The organism is Nonomuraea corallina (assembly GCF_027620315.1).
GTDB lineage: Bacteria > Actinomycetota > Actinomycetes > Streptosporangiales > Streptosporangiaceae > Nonomuraea > Nonomuraea corallina.
The window spans coordinates 67,127-88,809 of sequence record NZ_JAPNNL010000007.1 but is presented as its reverse complement, the minus strand read 5'-3'; the positions used below and the strand labels follow the sequence as shown (position 1 = coordinate 88,809).

Sequence of the window (21,683 nt, the reverse complement as noted above, 5' to 3'; positions counted from 1 at the left end):
CAGACCGGTCCTGGGCCGCGCCGCCCGCGCCCGGTCCTGGAGGTCGACGGCCTGGTCAAGCACTACCCGCTGGTCAAAGGGGCGGTGTTCAGGCGGCGGGCCGGCACCGTCCACGCGGTCGCCGGCATCAGCTTCGACATCCGCGAGGGCGAGACGCTCGGCCTCGTCGGCGAGTCAGGGTCCGGCAAGACCACGGCGCTGACCGAGATCCTGGAGCTGACCCGCCCGCAGCGGGGCCGGATCACCGTGCTCGGCCGCGACACCGCCGCGCTCACCGCCGCCCAGCGGCTGGAGATCAGGCGTGACCTGCAGGTCGTCTTCCAGGACCCGCTGGCCTCGCTCGACCCCCGGATGACGGTCCACGACATCCTGACCGAGCCGCTGCGCACCCACCGGCACGGCGGTCCCCGGCGACGGGTCGGCGAGCTGCTCGCGCTCGTCGGGCTCGACCCGGCCCACGCCGCCCGCTACCCGGGAGACTTCTCCGGCGGCCAGCGGCAGCGCATCGCCATCGCCCGCGCGCTCGCGCTCGAACCGCGCCTGCTGGTGCTCGACGAGCCGGTGTCCGCGCTGGACGTGTCGGTCCAGGCCGGTGTGCTGGGCCTGCTCGGCGCGCTCAAGACGGAGCTCGGGCTGTCCTACCTGCTGGTGGCGCACGACCTGGCCGTGGTGCGGCACCTCGCCGACCGGGTGGCCGTCATGTACCTGGGCCGGATCGCCGAGATCGGCCACGCCGACGCGCTCTACACCGCGCCCGCCCACCCGTACACCCAGGCGCTGCTGTCGGCGATCCCGCTGCCCGACCCGGCGCGCGAGCGCGCCCGCGAGCGGATCCTGCTCACCGGCGAGCGGCCCGACCCGGCCGCGCCGCCGTCCGGCTGCCGGTTCCGCACCCGGTGCCCCACCTTCCGGTCGGTGCTGACCGAGGCGGAGCGCGGCCTGTGCGCCGGCGCCGATCCGGAGCTGCGCCCGCTGGGCCAGGACCAGTCGGCCGCCTGCCACTACGCCGAAAGGCTCGCCGTCGTCTGACCCGCACCGCACGAGGCCGTCGTCCGACCCCGCACCGCACGCGGCCCTCGTCCGACCCGCACCGCACGAGCAGGAGGAGAACCACCGATGAAAACCCCGTTGACAGGCGCGCGGCTCGCCGTGGCCGCCGCCCTGGCGCTGTCCCCGGTCGGCTGCGGGGCGCGCGGCCCCGACACCGGCGCGGGCCAGGGCGACGACACCGTCAAGGCGTCCGACCTCAACCTCCAGCCGCGCGACAAGATCGCCGAAGGCGGCACCCTGCGCTGGGGCATCAACGAGTTCCCCAGCCAGTGGAACCGCAACCACATCGACGGCAACCTCGCCATGGCCGCCGTGGTCAGCAACGCGCTGCTGCCGTCCGTGTTCGTCTCCGACGGCCAGGCCCGGCTCTCGGTCAACCGCGACTACGTCCTCGACGCCCGGATCACCGACCGCAGGCCGCGCCAGGTCGTCACCTACACCCTCAACCCGAAGGCCCGCTGGTCCGACGGCAAGCCCATCACCTGGGCCGACTACCGCGCCCAGTGGGAGGTCATGCGCGGCGGCGACTCCGCCTTCCGCATCGTCTCCGCCACCGGCTACCAGGACATCGCCGCGGTCGAGCGGGGCGCCGGGGAGCAGGAGGTGGTGGTGACGTTCACGCGGCCGTTCGGTGACTGGCAGTCCCTGTTCAGCCCGCTGCTGCCCGCCGCCGTCAACGAGGACGCCAAGGCCTTCGACTCCGCCTGGCTGAACGCGATCCCGGTGACCGCGGGGCCGTTCAAGGTGGGCAGGCTCGACCACACCGCCAAGACCATCACCCTCGTCCGCGACCCGGCCTGGTGGGGAGACCGGGCCAAACTGGACCGGATCGTCTACCGGGCGGCCGACCAGGACTCGCTCACCGGCATGTTCGGCAACGGCGAGCTGGACGTGGCCGACATCGGGCCGTCCGCCCCCGACTACGCCAGGGCCAGGAGCGCCACGGGCGCCCAGGTGCGGCTCGCGGCCGGGCCCGACTTCCGCCACTTCACCTTCAACGGCTCCGGCGAGAAGCTGCGCGACGTACGCGTGCGTCAGGCACTCCAGCTCGGCATCGACCGGGCGGCCATCGCCCGGTCCGACCTGCAGGGCCTCGACTGGCCCGCCGCCCCGCTCAACAACCACTTCTTCATGCCGACCCAGGAGGGCTACCACGACAACGCCGGCGCCTTCGGCGGGCACGACCCGCGGCGGGCCCAGCGCCTGCTGGACGAGGCCGGGTGGAAGCTCGACGGGGACGTGCGCGTGAAGAACGGGCAGCCGCTCACCCTGCGGTTCGTGGTGCCGGCGGGATCGCAGGCCGGCAAGTCGGAGGGCGAGCTGGCGCAGAGCATGCTCGCCAAGATCGGGGTGAAGCTGACCATCCAGGCGGTGCCGAGCGACGACTTCTTCACCAAGTACGTCATCCCCGGCAACTTCGACATCGCGCCGTTCGCGTACATCGGCACCCCGTTCCCCCTGTCGAGCAGCTACGGGGCGTACGTGAACAGTCCCGACGGCAAGACCTGGAACGCGAACCTGGGGCGGTCCGGCTCCGAGGCCATCGACGCGGCCCTGAACCGCGCGGTGGCCGAGCTCGATCCCGTCCAGGCCCGCGCCGCCCTCAACGCCGCCGACCGGCTCCTGTGGGAACAGGCCAACGTGCTGCCCCTCTACCAGAGGCCGCAGGTCGTGGCGGTCAAGGACACCTTGGCCAACATCGGCGCCCGGGGCTTCCACGACCTCCGCTACCAGGACATCGGGTTCCTGCGCTGACCCCGGTCGCGGGCGGCGGCGTGGAGAAGCGGCCGGGGCCGCTCTGCCAGACTGATGGGCATGCTACGAGCCTTCCGCCAGGTCGACGTGTTCACCGAGGTCCCCTTCGGGGGCAACCCGCTCGCCGTCGTCCTCGACGGTGACGGGCTGACCGCCGAGGAGATGCTCCGCTTCGCCAACTGGACCAACCTGTCGGAGACCACGTTCCTGCTGCCGCCCACCACCGCCGAGGCCGACTACCTGGTGCGGATCTTCACGCCCTCCGCCGAGCTGCCGTTCGCCGGGCATCCGACGATCGGCAGCTGCCACGCTTGGCTTGAGACCGGCGGCTCGCCGCGCGACCCCGACCTGATCGTCCAGGAGTGCGGCGCCGGCCTGGTGCGGATCCGCCGCGACGAGTCCGGGCTGGCCTTCGCCGCGCCGCCGCTGCTGCGCTCCGGGCCCGTCGAGGAGGACCTGCTCCGGCAGCTCGCAGCCGGGCTCGGCATCGGCCTGGACGAGATCGTCGACGCCGAGTGGGCCGACAACGGCCCCGGCTGGGTGGCGCTGCTGCTCCGCGACGCCGACGCGGTGCTCGACCTGCGCCCCGGCCCTCTCCCGGTCGACACCGGGGTCGCCGGGCTCTACCCGGACGGCGCTCCCGCCGCCTACGAGGTACGCGCGTTCTGCCCGTACGCGGGCACCGTCACGGAGGACCCGGTGACCGGCAGCCTCAACGCCTCCGTCGCCCAGTGGCTGCTGCGCACCGGCCGGGTCAGCGCCCCGTACGTGGCGAGCCAGGGCACCGCGCTCGGCCGCACCGGCCGCGTCCGGATCTCCGCCGACGACGGCGACGTCTGGGTGGGCGGCTCCACGATCAGCCGCGTCAGCGGCACGGTCGACCTCTGACCACCCGCCGGCGCGTCCCTGGGGGGTCCCGGGGCGGCGGTCTCAGACGTGCGGCAGGACCTTGAACCGCACCTCGTCGCCGGGACGGAGCTGCGCGGCCACCGGCAGGTCCGCGTCGGCGACCACCGCGATCACCGGGTAGCCGCCGGTCGGCGGATGGTCGCTGAGGAACACGATCGGCTGGCCGCTCGGCGGCACCTGCACCGCCCCCGTCACCATGCCCTCGCTCGGCAGCTCGCCCTCCCGGGCCCGCGCCGGCTCCGCGCCGCGCAGCCGCACCCCCACCCGGTTGCTGTCCTGGCTCACCGCGTACGGGGCGGCGCACAGCGTCTCCAGCGCCCCGGAGGCGAACCAGTCGTCTCGCGGCCCCGGCAACACCCGCAGCACCGCCGGCCGCGGCCCGGCGAGGGGGGCCAGGTCCACCGCGATCCCGGCCAGCCCCGCCGCCGGGCCCACCGGCAGGATCGTGCCGGCCCGCAGCGGCGGCGGCCCCAGCCCCGACAGCGAGTCGGTCGAACGGCTGCCCAGCACCGGCTCCACCGCGACGCCGCCACGCACCGCGAGATAGGTGCGCAACCCCCACTCAGGCGTCCCCAGCCGCACCTCGGCGCCCTTCGGCACCCAGAACGGCACCCCCATGCCGGCCCCGGACGCGCCGCCGGACACCGGGCACGGCGCCCCCGCCAGCGCCACCCACGCCCCCTCCAGGAACCGCAGGCGGGCCAGCCCGAACGTCACCTCCACGCCCGCCAGCCGCTCCGGGTTGCCGACGAGCCGGTTGGCCAGCCGCAGGCTCCCCGCGTCGGCCGCGCCCGAGGACGGCACGCCCAGGTGCGCGTACCCGTGCCGGCCCAGATCCTGCACGGTCGCGTACGGGCCCGGCGCCAGAACCTCGATCATGCGACCTCGAACCGCACGCGGGTGCCGGGCCGGAACGGCGTCGGCGGCTCGGCCGACACGTCCCACACCCGCGCGTCCGTACGCCCCAGCAGCCGCCACCCGCCGGGCGACGCGGTGGGGTAGACCGCCGAGTACGGGCCCGCGATCGCCACCGACCCGGCCGGCACCGACGTGCGCGGGGTCGCCAGCCTGGGCATGTGAAGCACCGGGTCCAGGCCGATCAGGTAGGCGAAGCCGGGCGCGAACCCCAGCCAGCCGACGACCAGCTCCCGGCCGGTGTGCCTGGCCACCACCTCGTCCACCGAGATCCCGGCCGCCTCGGCCACGGACTCAAGGTCCGCACCGTCATACGTCACAGGCACCGTCACCCTGCCCGCACCCTCGTACGTCGAACCTGAGCCTCCACCGGACTCGCCGGGCTTGTACGAGCCCGCGCCCGGCCCGCCCTCGTACGTCAGACCCGAGCCTCCACCGGACTCGCCCGGCCCGCCCTCGTACGGCAGACCGGCGCCTCCGCCCGATTCGCCATGCCCGCCCGGCGGGGCGTCGCGGCAGCGGGCCGCCAGCCTCTCCAGGAGCTCGCGCAACCGGGCCTGATCGGCGCCCGGAGCCACCACCAGCACCGTCTCGGGCCCCGGGACCACCTCCAGCACCTCTGGCGGCCGTTCGTCCCGCAGGGCGGCGTCGAGCCGATGGGAGACCTCCAGGGCGCCGGTCTCCACGAGCAGGCCGTGCTCCCCGGCCCGCCGGATCACGTGCCCTCCGCGACGCGCCCGGGGACCGCCGATGCCCCTCGGAGCGGTGACAGACGAACCGGCGGACCCTCACCCGGCCTCCGGACCCCACCCCGTGCCGCCAGAGGCCGCGCCACGAGCATGCGCGTACGAACCATGCAGGTGCGGGTCATGCGAACGCCTGGAGCACCACGCCGGCCTCCAGGAGGCCGTCACGGACGGCGCGGGCCAGGCCGACCGCGCCCGGGGTGTCGCCGTGGACGCAGATCGACCGGGCGGTCACCGGCACGTCGGGGCCGTCGGCGGAGGTGACCCGCCCTTCGCGGGCCATCCGGACCGCGCGTTCGGACACGGTGCGCGCGTCGTGGATGACCGCGCCCGGAGCCCGCCGGGAGACCAGCGCCCCGGCGGCGGTGTAGGCGCGGTCGGCGAACGCCTCGCTCACGGTCGGCACCCCGGACGCGGCCGCCGCCTCGTGCACCACCGACCCCGGCAGCGTCAGCACCGGCAGCGAGGGGTCGTAGTCGGCCACCGCGTCGACCAGGGCCATGGCCTGCTCGTGGTCGCGGCAGACCCGGTTGTAGAGCGCGCCGTGCGGCTTGACGTACGAGACGCGCCCGCCCATCGCCCTGGCGATGCCGTCGACGGCGGCGAGCTGGTAGAGCACCTCGGCGCAGAGTTCCTCCGGCTCCAGGTCCATCTCCCTGCGGCCGAAGCCGGCCAGGTCGCGATAGGACACCTGGGCCCCGATCGTGACCCCCCGGTCGACCGCCGCCGCGCAGGTGCGCCTGATCGTCACCGGGTCGCCGGCGTGGAAGCCGCAGGCGACGTTGGCGCTCGTGACGATGTCGAGCAGGGCGAGGTCGTCGCCGAGCCGCCAGATGCCGAAGCCTTCGCCGAGATCCGCGTTGAGGTCGATCACCATGGGTCCATCGTGGCCCCTCCGCACCCTCACCGGGGCGGAATCCGCCCCGCCGGGCGTGGGAGAACGCTCATCAGGGCGTCTCGCGCGGCCCGACGAACAGGGTCTGGGAGGCCGAGCCGACCTCGCCGTGGCTGTCGTACAGGGTGGAGCGTGTCAGGCCGCGCCCGGACGGGCCGACCACCGTCTCCGCGTCCATGCAGATCCACTCGCCCTCCGGCGCCCGGTACAGCGAGATGACGAGGTCGACGTTGACGAACACGTGGGTGTCGAAGTCGAGCGCGTAGCTGATGCCGTTGCCGCTGTCGGCGAACAGCGCCAGCCGTTCCAGCGGGGTCGGCTCCTCGTCGGCCACCAGAGGCACCCGCGACCGGCCCCAGGCGATGGCGGGGCCGGTCTCCGTCGCGCTGCCGCGGGTGAAACGCCACTCGGTCGCGCGCCCGTACCCGAAGCCCGTCGTCAGCCAGGTCGGCTCGCTCTCCGACGCGGGCAGGGGCGGCGGCTCGACGAGGGTGGCGGGCGTGGGGGCCTCACGGATGCGCCAGGCGGTGGCCCGGACGTACTCGCGGCCCCCTGCGGAGACGGAGGCGGCCAGGCACTGCACCCGCTTGCCGTCGCGCACCACGTCGGTGCGGACCGTCAGGTCGGCAACCGGCACCGGGCCGAACACGTCGACGGCGAGCCTGGCCGGCTCCAGCCCCGGTCTGGGGGCGGTCCTGGCCAGCTCGTGCACGATCAGGGCCGTGACCGGGCCCAGGTGCTGCGTGCCCGGGTCCCACGGGCCCTGGGTGTGCTCGGTCGCGCGGTAGCGGCCTTCACCCAACGGGACGTACATCGCCATACGGGCACCCTAGATCTCGTCGGGGATGTCCGCGATGTCGTCGAGGGCGGCGGCCAGTTCCTCCGGGTCGCCGCCGATCCGCTCGGCGATCTCGATCAGCACGTGCAGCACGTCGTGGCGGTCGTGGCCGAGGTCCAGCAGGCGCTGGGCGGCCTCCCACAGCTGCGGCGGGTCGCCCTCCCACAGCCGGGTGGCGATCTCCTCGTGCCAGGCGAGGTGCTCGCGGTCGATGCCGCCCACGTGGTCGATCTCCAGCAGCACCCGCCGGTCGGCCTCGTCGGCGGGGTTGAGCCGGTCGAGATCGATCCCGTTGTGCGAGCCCTGCAGGAACGGGAACGCGAAGACCCGCCTGGCCAGCGCCGACAGGTCGCCGTCCGGCAGCAGCCGCTCCAGCAGGGGCCGGTCCAGCCCGAACGAGGCCGGGTCGCGGTAGGCCTCGGGGAACTTGCCCGTCGCCTCCCACACCGCGTCGAGCGTGGCCTTCAGTCCTTCGTCGGGCAGACCCGCGCGGTGCGCGGCGAAACGCGCCCACGCGGCCAGCACGTGGGGCATCGCCTCCTGCTCGGCCTCCGACAGCATCACCTTGCGCGGCAGCCAGTCGAGCAGGAACGTCTCGCACTTGGTCGGGCTCACCCGCAGCGGCCTGCTGAAGTCCAGGTCGCACCCGTAGTCGATGATGTGGTCGGCGCACCGGGAGGCGGCCGAGGGGTCCGACAGGTGCTCGGCGTCGTCGGACGCGAGGAACTCCGCCGCCAGCATCGCCCGCCGCTCACGGTTGTACGGGGCCTCGATGTGCAGCGGCGCCGGCCGTTTGCGCCCCGGCGGCAGCGCCTTCAGCCGCGCGCGGGCGAAGGCGTGGTAGGCGCTGTAGCTGTCGCTGACCGGCGGCGTCTTCTTCGGCTCGCCGGTGGCCTTCATGGCCGACTCCAGCAGCGCCCTGGCCTGCTGCGGCTCGATCTCCTCGAACAGCAGCATCGGGTTGCCCGCCGCCTCGGCCTCGGCCTGCTCCAGCAGCTTGCCGACCTGCGAGGACACCCAGGCGTCGCGCGCCATGCCGGACATGTTGTAGTCGACCACCATCACCAGGGCGTGGCGGTCGCGCTGGTCGCCCGGCCCGTCGCCGCTCCACCGGTAGGCGAAGGTGCAGATCACCGTGTCCTGGTCGCCGTAGGCGTCGCGGGAGACGTAACAGCCGGTCGGCTTGACGGCGCCCACCCGGTCGGCCCAGCCGGGTCTGGCCACGCCCGACTCCATCATCGCCAGCGCGGCGCCCTCGGCCTTCGCGCCCTGGCGGGCGGTGCCGAGGTAGGCCAGGCAGATGAGCAGGGTGAGGGAGGCCGGCGTGCCGGCCTTGGCGGCGTAGTCGACCAGCCCTTCGCCGAGCACCTGCTCGACGTCGCCGCCTCTGACGCGCCTGCCCCACCAGGCGCCGATCATGTCGGAGACCATCAGCTCCGCGTCGAGCGGGTTCCGCACCGCGAGGAGCTCGCGTGCGGCCTGGACCATCTCCTGGAAGACGTCGTCAGGCGGAATGCTCTCCCGGGGGTCTCGTCGGTGTCGGCGCACGCCCTCACTCTCTCGCATTCCAGGCGCAAACGGTGCGTAGAACGCGGCCTGATGACTCCGATGTTATCGATGGGTTCGCGGCGGTGGTGCGGAGTTGACGATGGCGAGCAGATGCTCACGCGCGACGCGCTCGACGATCTCGGGCGTCGCCGTGATGCCGAGGTGCTGCGCGCACGCGCACACGTCGGCGACACACCGGTCGATGGTGTCCACCGGCACGGTGAGGAACTCTTCGGCCAGCCGTAGACTGACCGGCTCCCGCAGGAGGCGTGTGGCCAGAGCGAGCATAGGTGTCAGATTCCTCTGCAGGCCCGGGGGCAAACCCCCAGGAGTGGACGCAGGCGACTTGCGCTCTCATTTCACCTTTTATCACGACACTGTCAAGGCTCCGAGGCGGCTGTGTTCGCTTCTCGGCGGCGGCATTCGTGCGAAGCTGTCTCCATGCGCATCCAGCTCACGCAGCGGGCCGAGGCCGATGAGCTCCTCGGCCGCAGCCCGCTCGCCCTGCTCGTCGGCATGCTGCTCGACCAGCAGGTGCCGATGGAGTGGGCGTTCACGGGTCCGCACACCATCTCCGAGCGGCTGGGGCACGATCTGACCGCGGAGGAGATAGCCTCCTATGACCCCGAGGCGTTCACCGCCCTGCTCGCCCAGAAGCCGGCCGTCCATCGCTATCCCAAGGCGATGGCGGCCCGGGTGCAGCAGCTCGCGGCCTACCTCGTGGCGCACTACGACGGCAAGGCCGAGCTCATCTGGGCCGACGCCGCCGACGGCAAAGAGTTGCTCGGACGCCTGCAGGCTCTGCCGGGATACGGCAAGCAGAAGGCTCAGATCTTTTTGGCATTGCTCGGCAAGCAACTGGGGGTCAGGCCGCCAGGATGGCGCGAGGCGGCCGGCGCGTACGGCGAGGAGGAGTCCTACCGATCGGTGGCGGATGTGGTCGACGCCGACAGCCTGGCGAGAGTGCGAGCTTACAAGCAGGCTGCCAAGCAGGCGGCGAAGGCCGAGTAGCCTGATCTTGCTGCGCAACGTGGAGCGATTTTGACAGGATGCGTTGACCGTATGGCGGCCGGGGCTTCCGTCCGCGCATGCCCATCGCCGATGATGTACTGCAGAATCCGGTCGCCCGGAGCTGCGCTACGCCGATACACGATTATGGAGATGTGCCGCGTGGGAGACCCTGGCACGCGACGGAGGTACGGACCATGAGCGCCGAGACCTCCGTTCCCCGTCCCCGGGAGTCGGATGTGGACATCTCAGACTCCGCCCTCCTCAAGGGCATGCTGTCCGAGGCGGAGTTCGCCTTCGCCTTCTTCGACGTCGACGGCCGCGTCCAGCGGGTCAACGACGTGTTCAGCGATCTCGTCGGCGTGCCCGCCGACCGGCTCATCGGCCGCGCCCCGGCGGAGGCGCTCGCCGCCGACCTCAGCCAGGCCGTCACCCAGGGCGTCCAGGCCGTCGTCGAGAGCGACGGCCCGGTCGCGGAGCGGCGCCTGCGCGTACGCTCGCCCGAAGGCTTCGACCGTCACTGGTCGATGTCGTTCTCGCCGATCCACGACGACGCCGGCGACCTGAGGGCCGTCACGCTGGTCGGGCTGGAGGTGACCGAGAGCCACCAGATCGAGGAGGACCTGCGCCGCAGCGAGGAGCGCTACCGCTCGCTGGTCGAGGCCCAGTCCCAGCTGGTGTGGATCACCACGCCCACCGGCACGGTCACCGAGGACGCGCCGCAGTGGCGCGCCATCACCGGCCAGGGGCTGGAGGAGTACCTCGCCTACGGCTGGCTGGACGTCGTCCACCCCGACGAGCGCCAGGCCACCGAGGAGGCATGGAAGGAGGCGCTGCGCGGCCGCACCATGTTCGAGTGGAACTACCGCGTGCGCACCCGCGCCAGCGGCTACCGCCACTTCGAGGTGCGCGCCGTGCCGATCATCCGCCACGGACGGGTGGTCGAATGGGTCGGCGCCAACACCGACGTGACCCCGCAGCGCGAGGCCGAGGAGATGCGCGGCAGGCTGACCGACCAGCTCGGCGCCGCCGCCCTGCGCACCGCGCGGCTCCAGGGCGCCACCGCCCAGCTCGCCGAGGCGCTCACGGTCGAGCAGGTCGTGCAGGTCATCATCGACGTCGGCCGCACCGCCCTGGCCGCCGACCGGTCCGCCGTCGCGCTGCTCGACACCGACCGCGCCGCGCTCAAGCTGATCAACGGCGAGGGCATCCCGGAGGCGTCCGGCTCCTCCGGCGAGGAGATCCCGCTGTCCCACTCCAGCGTGATGACCATGGCCGTCAACAGCCGCAGACCGGTCTTCGCCGAGTCGCCGGTGATGCTCAAGATGCAGCTCCTGGAGGCCGGCGGCGACGAGAAGGTGCTGGCCCGCTATCTCGCCGACAGCGACGAGCAGGCCTGGGTGGGCCTGCCGCTGCTGGCCGCGGGGCGGGCCCTGGGCGCGCTGCGGTTCTCGTTCACCAGGCCGCAGAAGATCTCGCAGGAGGACGGCGTCTTCCTGGAGGCGCTGGCCGGCCAGTGCGCGCTGGCGGTCGAGCGGGCGACGCTGTTCGAGCGCGAGCACCGCACCGCCGAGACGCTCCAGCGCAGCCTGCTGCCCGACCACCTGCCCGTGGTCAAGGGCCTGCAGCTGGCCCAGCGGTTCCGCTCCGGCAGCCGCCACGTGCAGGTCGGCGGCGACTGGTACGACGCGTTCGTGCTGCAGGACGGCCGGGTCGCGGCCGTCGTCGGCGACGTCATGGGCAAGGGCGTCAAGGCGGCGGCCGGGATGGGCCGCATCCGCAACGCCATGCGGGCGCTGGCGCTGACCAACCCGCCGCCCGCGGCCGTGCTGGGCGGCCTCGACCGGGTCTTCGACGCCACCGAGGAGGACGACCAGGTCACGACGCTGGCCTACATGGTCGTCGAGCCGGCCACCGGCGAGGGCACGCTCGCGCTCGCGGGCCACCCGCCGCCCGTGCTGGTCTCGCCGCAGGGCACCGCCATCCTGTGCGACGCCGAGCCCGGCACGCCGCTGGGCTGGCCGACCAGCCGCCGGCAGTTCCGGTTCGTGGTGCCGCCGGGACACACCGCCGTGCTCTACTCCGACGGCCTGGTGGAGAACCGCAAACGCGGATTGGACGCCGGTTTGGCAGAGATTTGCAGTGTTGTGACCGAAGCCCCGCCTGAGGTGGTCACTGATCCCAACATGCTGTTGGACTTCCTGGTTGATGGGATGTTGTCAGGATATGAACAGGACGATGACGTTACGGCCCTAGCTATTCACGTCCCGGCCCTCACCAAGAGTGACTGAATGAAACAGTCATAAGGGTTGCTTTCGGGTATCAGTGCCGCCCTTGCGTACGCACTACTCTCTCGGTCGGCCTAGGGTGGAGGACAACCGCCGGGAGGTGGCCGTATGGAGTGCTAGGGCGTGCCAGAATGCTGGAAGGTCCGTAGCGCTCCGCACGGCCTCACCGATCTCCGAGAGAGGCAACAGCCCCCAGCGGGCATCTGGGTCCATTGTCGCCACGCGTTCGTTCGAGAGGTGTTCGTGTCGCCTGCAAGTTCGACTCGCTCGAAGCCACAAGAGCTGAACGAGCCCGTCATTCAGCGACTGCTCGAGCGTGGGCGCTCGCAGGGTTTCCTCGAGTCTGAGGATGTCCGTCAGGCCTTCGAGGAGGCGGACATCCCCATGTCGCACGCCGCCGCGTTCTTGCGGAACCTCAGCAAAGAGGGCGTGACCGTGGTGGTGACCGCCGCGGATTCGGCTGCGCCGAAGAAGAAGTCTCGAGGTTCAGCAAAGCGCCAGACCGCCGCGCCCGTCAAGAGCAAGACGGCGGCGGCCGCCAAGGAGCAGCAGCCGGAGACCGTGACCGCGGTCGTCGGCACCGCCGAAGCCGAGCCCGCGCCGAAGAAGCCGGCCCCCGCCAAGAAGGCCGCCCCGGCGGCCAAGAAGGCGGCCCCGGCCAAGAGCGCACCCGCCAAGAAGGCCCAGCCGGAGAGCGCCGGGCCTGCCGAGACCAAGCCCAAGGCCCCCGAGGGCCCCAAGTCCGAGGTCGACGACGACGACATCGAGCTCGACGGCGACGTGGAGCTGGAGGATCTCGAAGACCTCGAGGTCGAGGACGAGGAGATCGTCGCCGAGGGCGACTCCGAGGCCGAGGCCGACACCGACACTGACGACACCGACGACGAGCCGAAGGCCGACGCGGTCGTGGTGGTCAAGGAGAAGAACGAGGACGAGGTCCTCATCCTCTCCGACGATGACGACGACGCCCCCGTGGCGCAGGTCGCCGCCGCCGGTGCGACCGCCGACCCGGTCAAGGACTATCTCAAGCAGATCGGCAAGGTGCCCCTGCTCAACGCCGAGCAGGAGGTCGAGCTCGCCAAGCGCATCGAGGCGGGCCTGTTCGCCGAGGAGCAGCTCGCCAGCGACGGCGAGGGGCTCCCGGTCGACGTGCGCGCCGAGCTCGAATGGATCGCCGAGGACGGCCGCCGGGCCAAGAACCACCTGCTGGAGGCCAACCTCCGCCTGGTGGTCTCCCTGGCCAAGCGCTACACCGGCCGCGGCATGCTCTTCCTGGACCTGATCCAGGAGGGCAACCTGGGCCTGATCCGCGCGGTCGAGAAGTTCGACTACACCAAGGGCTACAAGTTCTCCACCTACGCCACCTGGTGGATCCGGCAGGCGATCACCCGGGCCATGGCCGACCAGGCGCGGACCATCCGCATCCCGGTCCACATGGTCGAGGTGATCAACAAGCTGGCCCGCGTCCAGCGGCAGATGCTGCAGGACCTCGGCCGCGAGCCGACCCCGGAGGAGCTGGCCCGCGAGCTGGACATGACCCCCGAGAAGGTGGTCGAGGTCCAGAAGTACGGCCGCGAGCCGATCTCCCTGCACACGCCGCTGGGCGAGGAGGGCGACAGCGAGTTCGGTGACCTCATCGAGGACTCCGAGGCCATCGTCCCGGCCGACGCGGTCAGCTTCACACTGCTGCAGGAGCAGCTCCACTCGGTGCTCGACACCCTGTCGGAGCGCGAGGCCGGCGTGGTGTCCATGCGCTTCGGCCTCACCGACGGGCAGCCGAAGACGCTGGACGAGATCGGCAAGGTCTACGGGGTGACGCGTGAGCGCATCCGGCAGATCGAGTCGAAGACCATGTCCAAGCTTCGCCACCCGTCCCGTTCGCAGGTTCTGCGCGACTACCTGGATTAGGTGACGCGCCCGGAAAGGGCACGACCCCTCGCGGGATCGTGCCCTTTCCGCTTTCCCGGGTTCCCGGGTTCCCGGGTTCCCGGGGTTCCGGGGTTCCGGGGTTCCGGGGTTCCGGTTCAGGGGAGGTGGACGTCGAGTCTGCCGCCGGTGAGAGTGACCCGGTAGCCGAGGTCGTCCAGGGTCTTGACCAGCTCGTCCGGGGTCTCCGGGGTGAGGCCGCTCTCCAGGAGCCGCCGGGCGACCTCGCCGCGGGTGGCCTTGGCCATGTGGCTGACGACCTTGCCGGCCTTGAGCACCCGTACGGACACGCCTCGGGGGCCCGGCCGCCAGGCGGACGCGTACGCCGACGAGCGCAGGTCGACCACCAGCCCCGGCAGCCGGTCGAGCTCCGGCGTGAGGAACGGCCGCCAGAAGGCCGCCAGCGGCCCGACAGGCGGCAGGCTGACCCCCATGGCCAGCCGGTAGGGCGGGATGCGGTCGGAGAGCCGCACCACGCCCCAGAGGCCCGAGAAGATCAGCACGCTCTCCTCGGCCCTGGCCCGCGCCTCGGGGGAGAGCTCGCCCGGGGCGAGGTTGTCGTACAGCACCCCGGTGTAGAGGTCGGCGGCCGGGAGCGTGCCCGCCGTCCTGAGCTCCAGGTTCTTCGCGAGCTCGGGCGCCTGGCCGGGGGAGAGGCCGAGCACGTCCAGGGCGTCCCGGCGGCGGGACGCCCTGATCAGGGCGTTGAGCACCCGTTTGCGGGGCCGGTCCAGCTTCGGGAAGGACAGGCCGGCGACGGGCGGCCCGTCGCCCGCGGGGGCCTTGCCCTCCGACGGAGGCAGCACAATCAGCACAAGAGCGCAGCTTACCGGGGCATCGGCGCAGGTCAGCGATGGCCTGTCGTGGCGATGCCGCGCACGAAGTACCGCTGGCCGAGAAAGAAGATCAGGATCAGCGGCAGGGTCGTGATGACGCCGGCCGCGAGCACGATCTCCCACTTCGGGTCGCCGCCCTGGTAGAACTGGTCGACGATGGCCTTCAGCCCTCTGGGCAGCGTGTAGAGCATCGGGTCCTGCAGGTAGATCAGCGGTTTCATGAGGTCGAACCAGCTCGCCTTCAGCTCGAAGACGAACGCGATGATCAGCGCCGGTCTGGCCAGCGGCAGCGCGATCCGCCAGAACAGGTCCAGGTACGACGCGCCGTCCACACGCGCCGCCTCGAACACGTACCTCGGCACGCCGAGCAGGAACTGGCGGAGCAGGAAGATGTAGAACGCCGACCCGAACAGGTTGCCCGCCCACAGCGGCACCTGTGTGCCGGTGAGCCCGGCGGCGTTCCAGATCAGGTAGGTCGGCACGAGCGTCACCGCCGCGGGCAGCATCATCGTCCCCAGCACGCTCGCGAAGATCAGGTTGCGCCCGGGGAAGCGGAAGTAGGCGAACCCGAAGGCCACGAACGCGCTCGACAACGTCACGGACGCCGCCGCCGCCAGGCCCACGACCAGGGTGTTCACCAGCCAGGCCAGCATCGGCGCGGCCTGCCACACGGCCACGTAGCTCTCCGGCGCGAACGGGTCGGGCCAGGGGACGAACGGGTCGGCGAAGGTGTACGCGCGCGGCTTGAGCGAGGCGACGACCAGCCACACGAACGGGTACAGGAAGATCGTCGAGGCGGCGGCCAGCATGATCAGGAAGAACACCCGGCCCGCGCCGCCCCGGCTCCGCTCCGGCGCCGTCATGCCCGCTCCCCGCCCTCGTAGTGGACGAGCCGGCCGCCCACCCGCCACTGCACGAACGTGATCAGCGCGATCACCAGGAACAGCACCCAGGCCAGCGCCGAGGCGTAGCCCATGTGCAGGAACTGGAACGCCTGCTGGAACAGGTAGACGACGTAGAACAGGGCCGCGTCGCCGGACGACTGCTGGGTGACCTGGTTGCCGAAGAACATGGCGTACACCTGGTCGAACATCTGCAGCGACGCGATCGTGTTGATGATCAGCACGAAGAACAGGGCCGGGCTGATCATGGGCAGCGTGATCCGCAGGAACCGGGCCCACGACCCGGCCCCGTCGATCATCGCGGCCTCCGACAGCTCGGCCGGCACGTTGCGCAACGCCGCGAACAGGATGATCGTCGTGGAGCCCAGGTTCCACAGCGACATCAGGACGATGCCCGGCAGGATCCAGTCAGGGTCCGTGGTCCACTGCGGACCCTCGACGCCGAACAGCGCGAGGAACTGGTTCACCATGCCCGCCTGTCCGTTCAGCAGGAACAGGAACAGCACCCCGACCGCCACGTACGGGGTCATCGACGGCAGGTAGAAGATCGTCCGGAAGACGCCGGCGCCACGCCCGCCGATCCGGTCGAGCATCAGCGCCAGGGCAAGGGCGAGCACGATCGCCAGCGGCACGTGCAGCACCGTGTAGAACACCGTGTTGCCGATGGCCCTGGCGACCTTCGGGTCCTGCGCCAGTCGCGCGTAGTTGTCCGTTCCGGCCCAGACGGGGCTGGAGATCAGGTCGTACCGGGTGAACGACAGCGCCAGGCTGGCGATCATCGGGCCGAGCTGGAAGACCGCCAGGCCGATCAGCCAGGGCAGCACGAACACGTACGCCCACCGGGTCTCACTCCGCCCGAGCCCTCGCCCTCGCCCGAGCCCTCGCCCGGAACCGCGTCCTGAGCCCGGCCCGGAACCGCGTCCTGGGTCCCGGTCGGAGCTCCGCCAGGAAGGCCGGCGTAATCCGGGCCGTGAACCCGGTCCGGATGCGCGCCCCGGCGTCGTCACGACCCGGCCTCGTCGATCGCCTTCTGCGCCTCGGCCTGGGCCTGCTCCAGCGCCTCGGCCGGGGCCTGGCCCTCCAGCAGCACGCGGGTGCCCGCGTCCTCCCACGCCTTCTTGAACTCCGCCGCCGCGGCCGACTGAGGCACCGCGAACCCGACCGGCTGCACCTCGCGGATGACCTTGACCGCGTCGTCGAACGGCTTCCTGCCGCTCGGCCGGACGATCTCACCGAAGATCGTCTCGTCGGCCTTGACGTTCCCGGTGTAGGTGCCGATGTTGACCTTGCCCTCCTGTGCCCGCTTGTCCTGGCGGGCCCTGGCGGCGGCGATCCAGGTGTCGGCGGCGGTCATCGTCTTCATCCAGCGGCAGGCCGCCTCCGGGTTGCGCGCGCCCTTGGGGACGACCCAGGCGTTCCCGCCGACGTAGTTGACCGGCTCGCCCCGCCTGTCGCGGAACGGCAGCACGGTGATCCCGACGTCGGGGCTGCTCCCGGCCATCGAGCTGACCAGGAACTGCTCGCTCAGCATCATGCCGACCTGGTCCTTGACGAACGGGTTCTCGCCGCCGAAGAAATCCCACGTGTCCACGTACGCCTTGAGCCGCTTCCAGCCGCCCTGCCGCTCCACCAGGCCGTGGGCGTACCGCAGGGCCTCGACCACCTTGGGGTCGCCGAGAGCGGCGGTGCGGCCGTCGGCGGACAGGAGGTCGGCGCCGTTGGCCTTGGCCCACAAGGGGAGGAACTCGGGCAGCTTGGGGTTGAACCCGAACCGCTCGATCCTGCCGCCGTCGGCCTTGGACATCTTCTCGGCCAGGCGGCCGAGGGCGTCCCAGTCGGAGGTGTCGATCGAGGCCGGGTCGACCCCCGCGTCCTCGGCCGCCTTGTCGTTCACGATCAGCACGACGGAGTTGTAGAACTCGGGGATGCCGTACCACGAGCCCCCGTACTTGACCTGCGCCTGCGCGGCCGGGTAGTAGTCGCCGGTCGGGATCGACTCGCGCGACACGCACGCGTCGATCGGCTGGATGGCGCCGCGGGCGGCGTAGCTGCCGATGCGGTCGCGCGACAGGTACACCACGTCCGGCGGGTTCCCCGCGGCGACGGCGGAAAGGAACGCCTGCTCGTCGAACGCGCCCTCGTTGATGTTGACCGTGACCTGCGGATTCGCCTTCTTGAACAGGTCCACCCGGACGGAGGCGATCTCGTCGGGAAGGCCGAAGCCCATCGTGGTGAGCGCCTGCCCCGCCGTCCGGCCCTCGCCACCACCACCCCCTCCGCCGACTCCGCCGCCTCCGCCGACTCCGCCGCACGAGGAAAGGACGAGGATGCCGGCCACGACGACGGCGCCCGTTGAACGGGACATGGCTACCCCTTTCACGGCCTTTGACTGGTCGAGCGCCTTACCGGGAAAGGGGTCGGTCAAACGTGCCGCGCGGTGCAGGTCAGCTAGGCTGCCCTGATGGACGCCGATCTTCTCGTGCACGAGGCGTGGCCGGCCTGGGAGCGGCGGGCGCTCGGCGGCTGGGTGCTGCGGTACGCGGGAGGCGTGACCAAGCGGGCCAACTCGGTTCTGGCGACGGGACCGGCGGACGATCCGGACGCCGCGATCGCCGCCGCCGAGGCCTTCTACGCCGAGCGCGGCGCGCCGTGCGTCTTCTCGGTCGGCGCCGCCGCGCCGCCCGGCCTGGACCGCGCGCTGGACGCGCGCGGGTACGCGCTGGTGGACCCCACCGTCGTCATGGCGGGCGCGATCAGAGGCGAGCCTTCGACGCGGGTACGTATCGAGCCGCGGCCCTGGCGCGGCTGGCTGGAGACGTGGTGGCGGGTCGACGGCGGCCGTGCCGGTGGGCTGGAGGCGGCCGAGCGGATCCTGACCGGCGTGCCGGCGCTCTACGCGGCCGTCGAGGAGGGCGGTGTCCCGGTCGCGGTCGGCCGGGGCGTGCCGCAGGGCGACACGCTCGGGATCTTCTGCGTGGCGACGGTTCCGGCGGCCCGCCGCAGAGGGCTGGCCAGGGCCGTCCTGCGCGCCCTGGCCGCCGAGAGCGGAGCGCCTGGCGCGTACCTGGCGGTCACGGAGCGCAACGCGGCCGCGCGGGCGCTCTACGAGAGCGAGGGCCTGGAACCGAAGGGCCGCTACTACTACCGGGCCGGGCCCGCGCCGGACGCGGAGCTCCTGGCCAGGGCCACGGCGGTCGGCGACACTCCGGTGGAGGCCGCGATGAACGGCGAGACGCCCGGCCCGCGAGGGGACGCGGAGACGCCGCCCGGCCCGCGAGGGGACGCGGAGACGCCGCCCGGCCCGCGAGGGGACGCGGAGACGCCGCGTGAACTACGCAGGGACGTGGAGACGCCGCCCCGCCCGAGAGGGGACGGGAAGACGCCGCGCGGCGACGACGGGGTGCGGGTGGTGGGCGCGTGAGGCGGTGTGGACGCAGGACGGCGACCCCGGGAGAGCCGAGGTCGCCGTCCTGTCGAGATATATGTGGTTATGTCATCACGGCAAGCGCGTCAGCGCTCGTCGTTGGGGGCCATCTTCGGTGTTTCGCTGAGGCGAGCCGACTCGTCCAGAATGTCGGCACCCTTCTCGCGCAGCGCCGCGATGTGCTTACGCCCATGGTGGGCGCAGAACAACAGCTCCCCACCCACCGGCAGGGTCGCGCGAATGTACGCCTGGGCACCGCAACGGTCGCAACGGTCGAGGGCCGTCAACGGCTTAACGGGGGCAAGAGCTCCAGTCACGTATCGCCTTTCGGGTCACCCCCGCCGAAGCGAGGATCTGGCGTCAGTCACTTGGAACAACATCTAACCGGACGTGGACGTTCCCAACCCACAGGTCTCTACGCCCAGAGCGGAATGTGTCCGAAAGTAATGGGGATCACCCTGCTGGTAACGGCAAACATGGCGCCATGGCAAGCTTGTACGCGTGCGTGAGGGAAGAACGGTAAGCTGCGCACAGGTGTTCGAACGATAAACCCGGAGGGCTGGAGTGACGCTAGTGGAGGCGGGTTACACGGCTCGTCACCTCTCGGTGCTTGAGGGCCTCGAGGCCGTCCGCAAGCGCCCGGGGATGTACATCGGTTCCACCGACAGCCGCGGGCTCATGCACTGCCTCTGGGAGATCGTCGACAACGGCGTGGACGAGGCGCTGGGCGGTCACTGCGACCGCATCGAGGTCGAGTTGCACGCGGACGGCTCCATCGAGGTGCGCGACAACGGCCGCGGCATCCCGGTCGACGTCGAGCCCAAGAGCGGCCTGGCCGGCGTCGAGCTGGTCTACACCAAGCTCCACGCGGGCGGCAAGTTCGGCGGCGGCTCCTACACCGCCTCCGGAGGCCTCCACGGCGTGGGCGCCTCCGTGGTCAACGCCCTGTCGGCGCGGCTCGACGTCGAGGTCGACCGTGACGGCAAGGTGCACGAGATCAGCTTCCGGCGCGGCGTGCCCGGCGTGTTCGACGGGCCGGGGCCGAGCGCCAAGTTCAAGAAGAAGTCCGGCCTGCGCGACGGCGGCGAGCTGCCCGCGAAGGTCACCGGCACGCGCGTGCGCTTCTGGGCCGACAAGCAGATCTTCCTGCCCGACGCCGAGGTGTCGCTCGACGAGATCCACGTCCGGCTGCGCCAGACCGCCTTCCTGGTGCCCGGCCTCACCCTCGTGGTGATCGACAGCCGCCACGAGGAGCAGGTCCGCGACGAGTTCCGGTTCGAGGGGGGCATCTCGGAGTTCACCGAGTTCCTCGCCCGCGACGAGGCCGTCTGCGACGTGCTGCGCCTGCAGGGGGTGGGCCACTTCCGCGAGACCGTGCCCGTCCTCGACGACCAGGGCCACATGACCTCCACCGAGGTCCAGCGCGAGCTCAGCGTGGACGTGGCCGTGCGCTGGGGCAAGGGGTACGAGTCCACGGTCCGCTCCTTCGTCAACGTGATCGCCACCCCCAAGGGCGGCACCCACGTGACCGGTTTCGAGCGCGGCCTCGTCCGCACGATCAACGAGCAGCTCCGCGAGACCCGCCTGCTCAAGAACGGCGACGACCCCGTCACCAAGGAGGACATCCTCGAAGGGCTCACCGCGGTCGTCACCGTCCGCGTGCCGGAGCCGCAGTTCGAGGGCCAGACCAAGGAGATCCTCGGCACGTCCGCGGCCACCCGGATCGTCTCCCACGTCGTCAGCCGCGACCTCAAGGAGCTGTTCGACAACCCGCCGCGCGGCTACAAGCAGCAGCTGCGCGCGGTGCTGGAGAAGATCGTCGCCGCGGCCAAGGCGCGCATCGCCGCCCGTGAGCACCGCGAGAACCAGCGGCGCAAGAGCGCCCTGGAGAACTCCGCGCTCCCCGCCAAGCTGGTCGACTGCCGCAACGACGCCGTCGACCGCAGCGAGCTGTTCATCGTCGAGGGCGACTCGGCCCTCGGCACCGCCAAGCTGGCCCGCGACTCGGAGTTCCAGGCCCTGCTGCCGATCCGCGGCAAGATCCTCAACGTGCAGAAAGCGTCCGTCAGCGACATGCTGAAGAACGCCGAGTGCGCCGCCATCATCCAGGTCGTCGGGGCCGGCTCCGGCCGCTCCTTCGACCTCGACGCCGCCCGCTACGGCAAGGTCATCCTCATGGCGGACGCCGACGTCGACGGCGCCCACATCCGCTGCCTGCTGCTCACGCTCTTCCACCGCTACATGCGGCCCATGGTCGAGGCCGGGCGGGTCTTCGCCGCGGTCCCTCCGCTCCACCGCATCGAGCTCACCAACCCCGGCCGCGGCAAGGACAAGTACATCTACTGCTACTCCGACGGGGAGCTGCAGAAGGTGCTGCGCGACCTGGAGCGCCGGGGCAAGCGCTGGAAGGACCCGGTCCAGCGCTACAAGGGCCTCGGTGAGATGGACGCCGACCAGCTGGCCGAGACCACCATGGACCCGCGCCACCGCATCCTGCGGCGCGTCCGCATCGAGGACGCGCAGGAGGCGGAGCAGATCTTCAGCCTGCTGATGGGCAGCGACGTGGCGCCGCGCCGCGAGTTCATCGTCAAGAGCGCGGCCGAGGTCGACCGCGACCACATCGACGCCTGACCTGCGCCGGGG

The 21,683-nt window shown here is 71.7% G+C and carries 19 protein-coding genes; 8 read left to right on the top strand and 11 right to left on the bottom strand.

Annotation, left to right across the window (positions count from 1 at the left end; translation table 11 throughout):
* From OUY22_RS03520 to OUY22_RS03510, 3 genes are all read left to right on the top strand, one after another.
* A partial coding sequence (locus OUY22_RS03520) for an ABC transporter ATP-binding protein (RefSeq protein ID WP_270153241.1) occupies positions 1-1,029 on the top strand: 1,029 nt, incomplete at its 5' end.
* An 87-nt stretch (positions 1,030-1,116) separates the two neighbouring features.
* Positions 1,117-2,805, top strand: coding sequence for an ABC transporter family substrate-binding protein (locus OUY22_RS03515; protein ID WP_270153240.1), 1,689 nt, complete (start codon positions 1,117-1,119; stop codon positions 2,803-2,805).
* Positions 2,806-2,865: 60 nt separating this feature from the next.
* On the top strand, positions 2,866-3,693 hold the full coding sequence (locus tag OUY22_RS03510; protein WP_270153239.1) for a PhzF family phenazine biosynthesis protein: 828 nt from the start codon (positions 2,866-2,868) through the stop codon (positions 3,691-3,693).
* A gap of 42 nt (positions 3,694-3,735) precedes the next feature.
* Here the strand turns inward: OUY22_RS03510 and OUY22_RS03505 are convergent, their stop codons facing one another.
* The 6 genes from OUY22_RS03505 to OUY22_RS03480 form a co-directional block, all read right to left on the bottom strand.
* Positions 3,736-4,593, bottom strand: a complete 858-nt coding sequence (locus OUY22_RS03505; protein ID WP_270153238.1) for a 5-oxoprolinase subunit C family protein — start codon at positions 4,591-4,593, stop codon at positions 3,736-3,738.
* Positions 4,590-5,348, bottom strand: coding sequence for a 5-oxoprolinase subunit B family protein (locus OUY22_RS03500; RefSeq protein WP_270153237.1), 759 nt, complete (start codon positions 5,346-5,348; stop codon positions 4,590-4,592). The genes OUY22_RS03505 and OUY22_RS03500 overlap by 4 nt, the downstream gene beginning before the upstream one ends.
* A gap of 148 nt (positions 5,349-5,496) precedes the next feature.
* Entirely contained in the window at positions 5,497-6,252 is a 756-nt protein-coding gene (locus OUY22_RS03495) for a LamB/YcsF family protein (protein WP_270153236.1), read from the bottom strand.
* Between the two features lie 70 nt (positions 6,253-6,322).
* The gene (locus tag OUY22_RS03490; protein ID WP_270153235.1) at positions 6,323-7,090 is read right to left on the bottom strand and encodes a thioesterase family protein; all 768 of its coding nucleotides are present in this window, start codon (positions 7,088-7,090) and stop codon (positions 6,323-6,325) included.
* Positions 7,091-7,099: 9 nt separating this feature from the next.
* On the bottom strand, positions 7,100-8,596 hold the full coding sequence (locus OUY22_RS03485; protein WP_270153247.1) for a hypothetical protein: 1,497 nt from the start codon (positions 8,594-8,596) through the stop codon (positions 7,100-7,102).
* 123 nt (positions 8,597-8,719) lie between these two features.
* Entirely contained in the window at positions 8,720-8,944 is a 225-nt protein-coding gene (locus tag OUY22_RS03480) for a hypothetical protein (RefSeq protein ID WP_270153234.1), read from the bottom strand.
* A gap of 153 nt (positions 8,945-9,097) precedes the next feature.
* On the opposite strand from OUY22_RS03480, the gene OUY22_RS03475 reads away from it, so the two are divergent.
* From OUY22_RS03475 to OUY22_RS03465, 3 genes are all read left to right on the top strand, one after another.
* The gene (locus OUY22_RS03475) at positions 9,098-9,667 is read left to right on the top strand and encodes an HhH-GPD-type base excision DNA repair protein (RefSeq protein WP_270153233.1); all 570 of its coding nucleotides are present in this window, start codon (positions 9,098-9,100) and stop codon (positions 9,665-9,667) included.
* A gap of 194 nt (positions 9,668-9,861) precedes the next feature.
* The gene (locus OUY22_RS03470; RefSeq protein ID WP_270153232.1) at positions 9,862-11,955 is read left to right on the top strand and encodes a SpoIIE family protein phosphatase; all 2,094 of its coding nucleotides are present in this window, start codon (positions 9,862-9,864) and stop codon (positions 11,953-11,955) included.
* 240 nt (positions 11,956-12,195) lie between these two features.
* On the top strand, positions 12,196-13,860 hold the full coding sequence (locus OUY22_RS03465; RefSeq protein WP_270153231.1) for an RNA polymerase sigma factor: 1,665 nt from the start codon (positions 12,196-12,198) through the stop codon (positions 13,858-13,860).
* Positions 13,861-13,976: 116 nt separating this feature from the next.
* Here the strand turns inward: OUY22_RS03465 and OUY22_RS03460 are convergent, their stop codons facing one another.
* From OUY22_RS03460 to OUY22_RS03445, 4 genes are all read right to left on the bottom strand, one after another.
* Complete coding sequence (locus tag OUY22_RS03460) at positions 13,977-14,693, bottom strand: YaaA family protein (protein WP_270153230.1); 717 nt, start codon at positions 14,691-14,693, stop codon at positions 13,977-13,979.
* Positions 14,694-14,725: 32 nt separating this feature from the next.
* Entirely contained in the window at positions 14,726-15,577 is an 852-nt protein-coding gene (locus OUY22_RS03455; RefSeq protein ID WP_270153229.1) for a carbohydrate ABC transporter permease, read from the bottom strand.
* Positions 15,574-16,446 (bottom strand): carbohydrate ABC transporter permease, encoded by an 873-nt coding sequence (locus OUY22_RS03450; protein ID WP_270153228.1) that lies wholly within the window; start codon positions 16,444-16,446, stop codon positions 15,574-15,576. The genes OUY22_RS03455 and OUY22_RS03450 overlap by 4 nt, the downstream gene beginning before the upstream one ends.
* 173 nt (positions 16,447-16,619) lie before the next feature.
* Complete coding sequence (locus OUY22_RS03445) at positions 16,620-17,981, bottom strand: extracellular solute-binding protein (protein ID WP_270153227.1); 1,362 nt, start codon at positions 17,979-17,981, stop codon at positions 16,620-16,622.
* Between the two features lie 96 nt (positions 17,982-18,077).
* Between OUY22_RS03445 and OUY22_RS03440 the strand changes: the two genes are divergently transcribed.
* A complete protein-coding gene (locus OUY22_RS03440; protein ID WP_270153226.1) occupies positions 18,078-19,037 on the top strand; it encodes a GNAT family N-acetyltransferase in 960 nt (319 codons plus the stop codon).
* A gap of 89 nt (positions 19,038-19,126) precedes the next feature.
* On the opposite strand, the gene OUY22_RS03435 is transcribed toward OUY22_RS03440, so the two are convergent.
* Entirely contained in the window at positions 19,127-19,357 is a 231-nt protein-coding gene (locus OUY22_RS03435) for a DUF7455 domain-containing protein (RefSeq protein WP_270153225.1), read from the bottom strand.
* A gap of 247 nt (positions 19,358-19,604) precedes the next feature.
* On the opposite strand from OUY22_RS03435, the gene OUY22_RS03430 reads away from it, so the two are divergent.
* A complete protein-coding gene (locus OUY22_RS03430) occupies positions 19,605-21,671 on the top strand; it encodes a DNA gyrase/topoisomerase IV subunit B (RefSeq protein WP_270153224.1) in 2,067 nt (688 codons plus the stop codon).
* Positions 21,672-21,683: the final 12 nt, after the last annotated feature.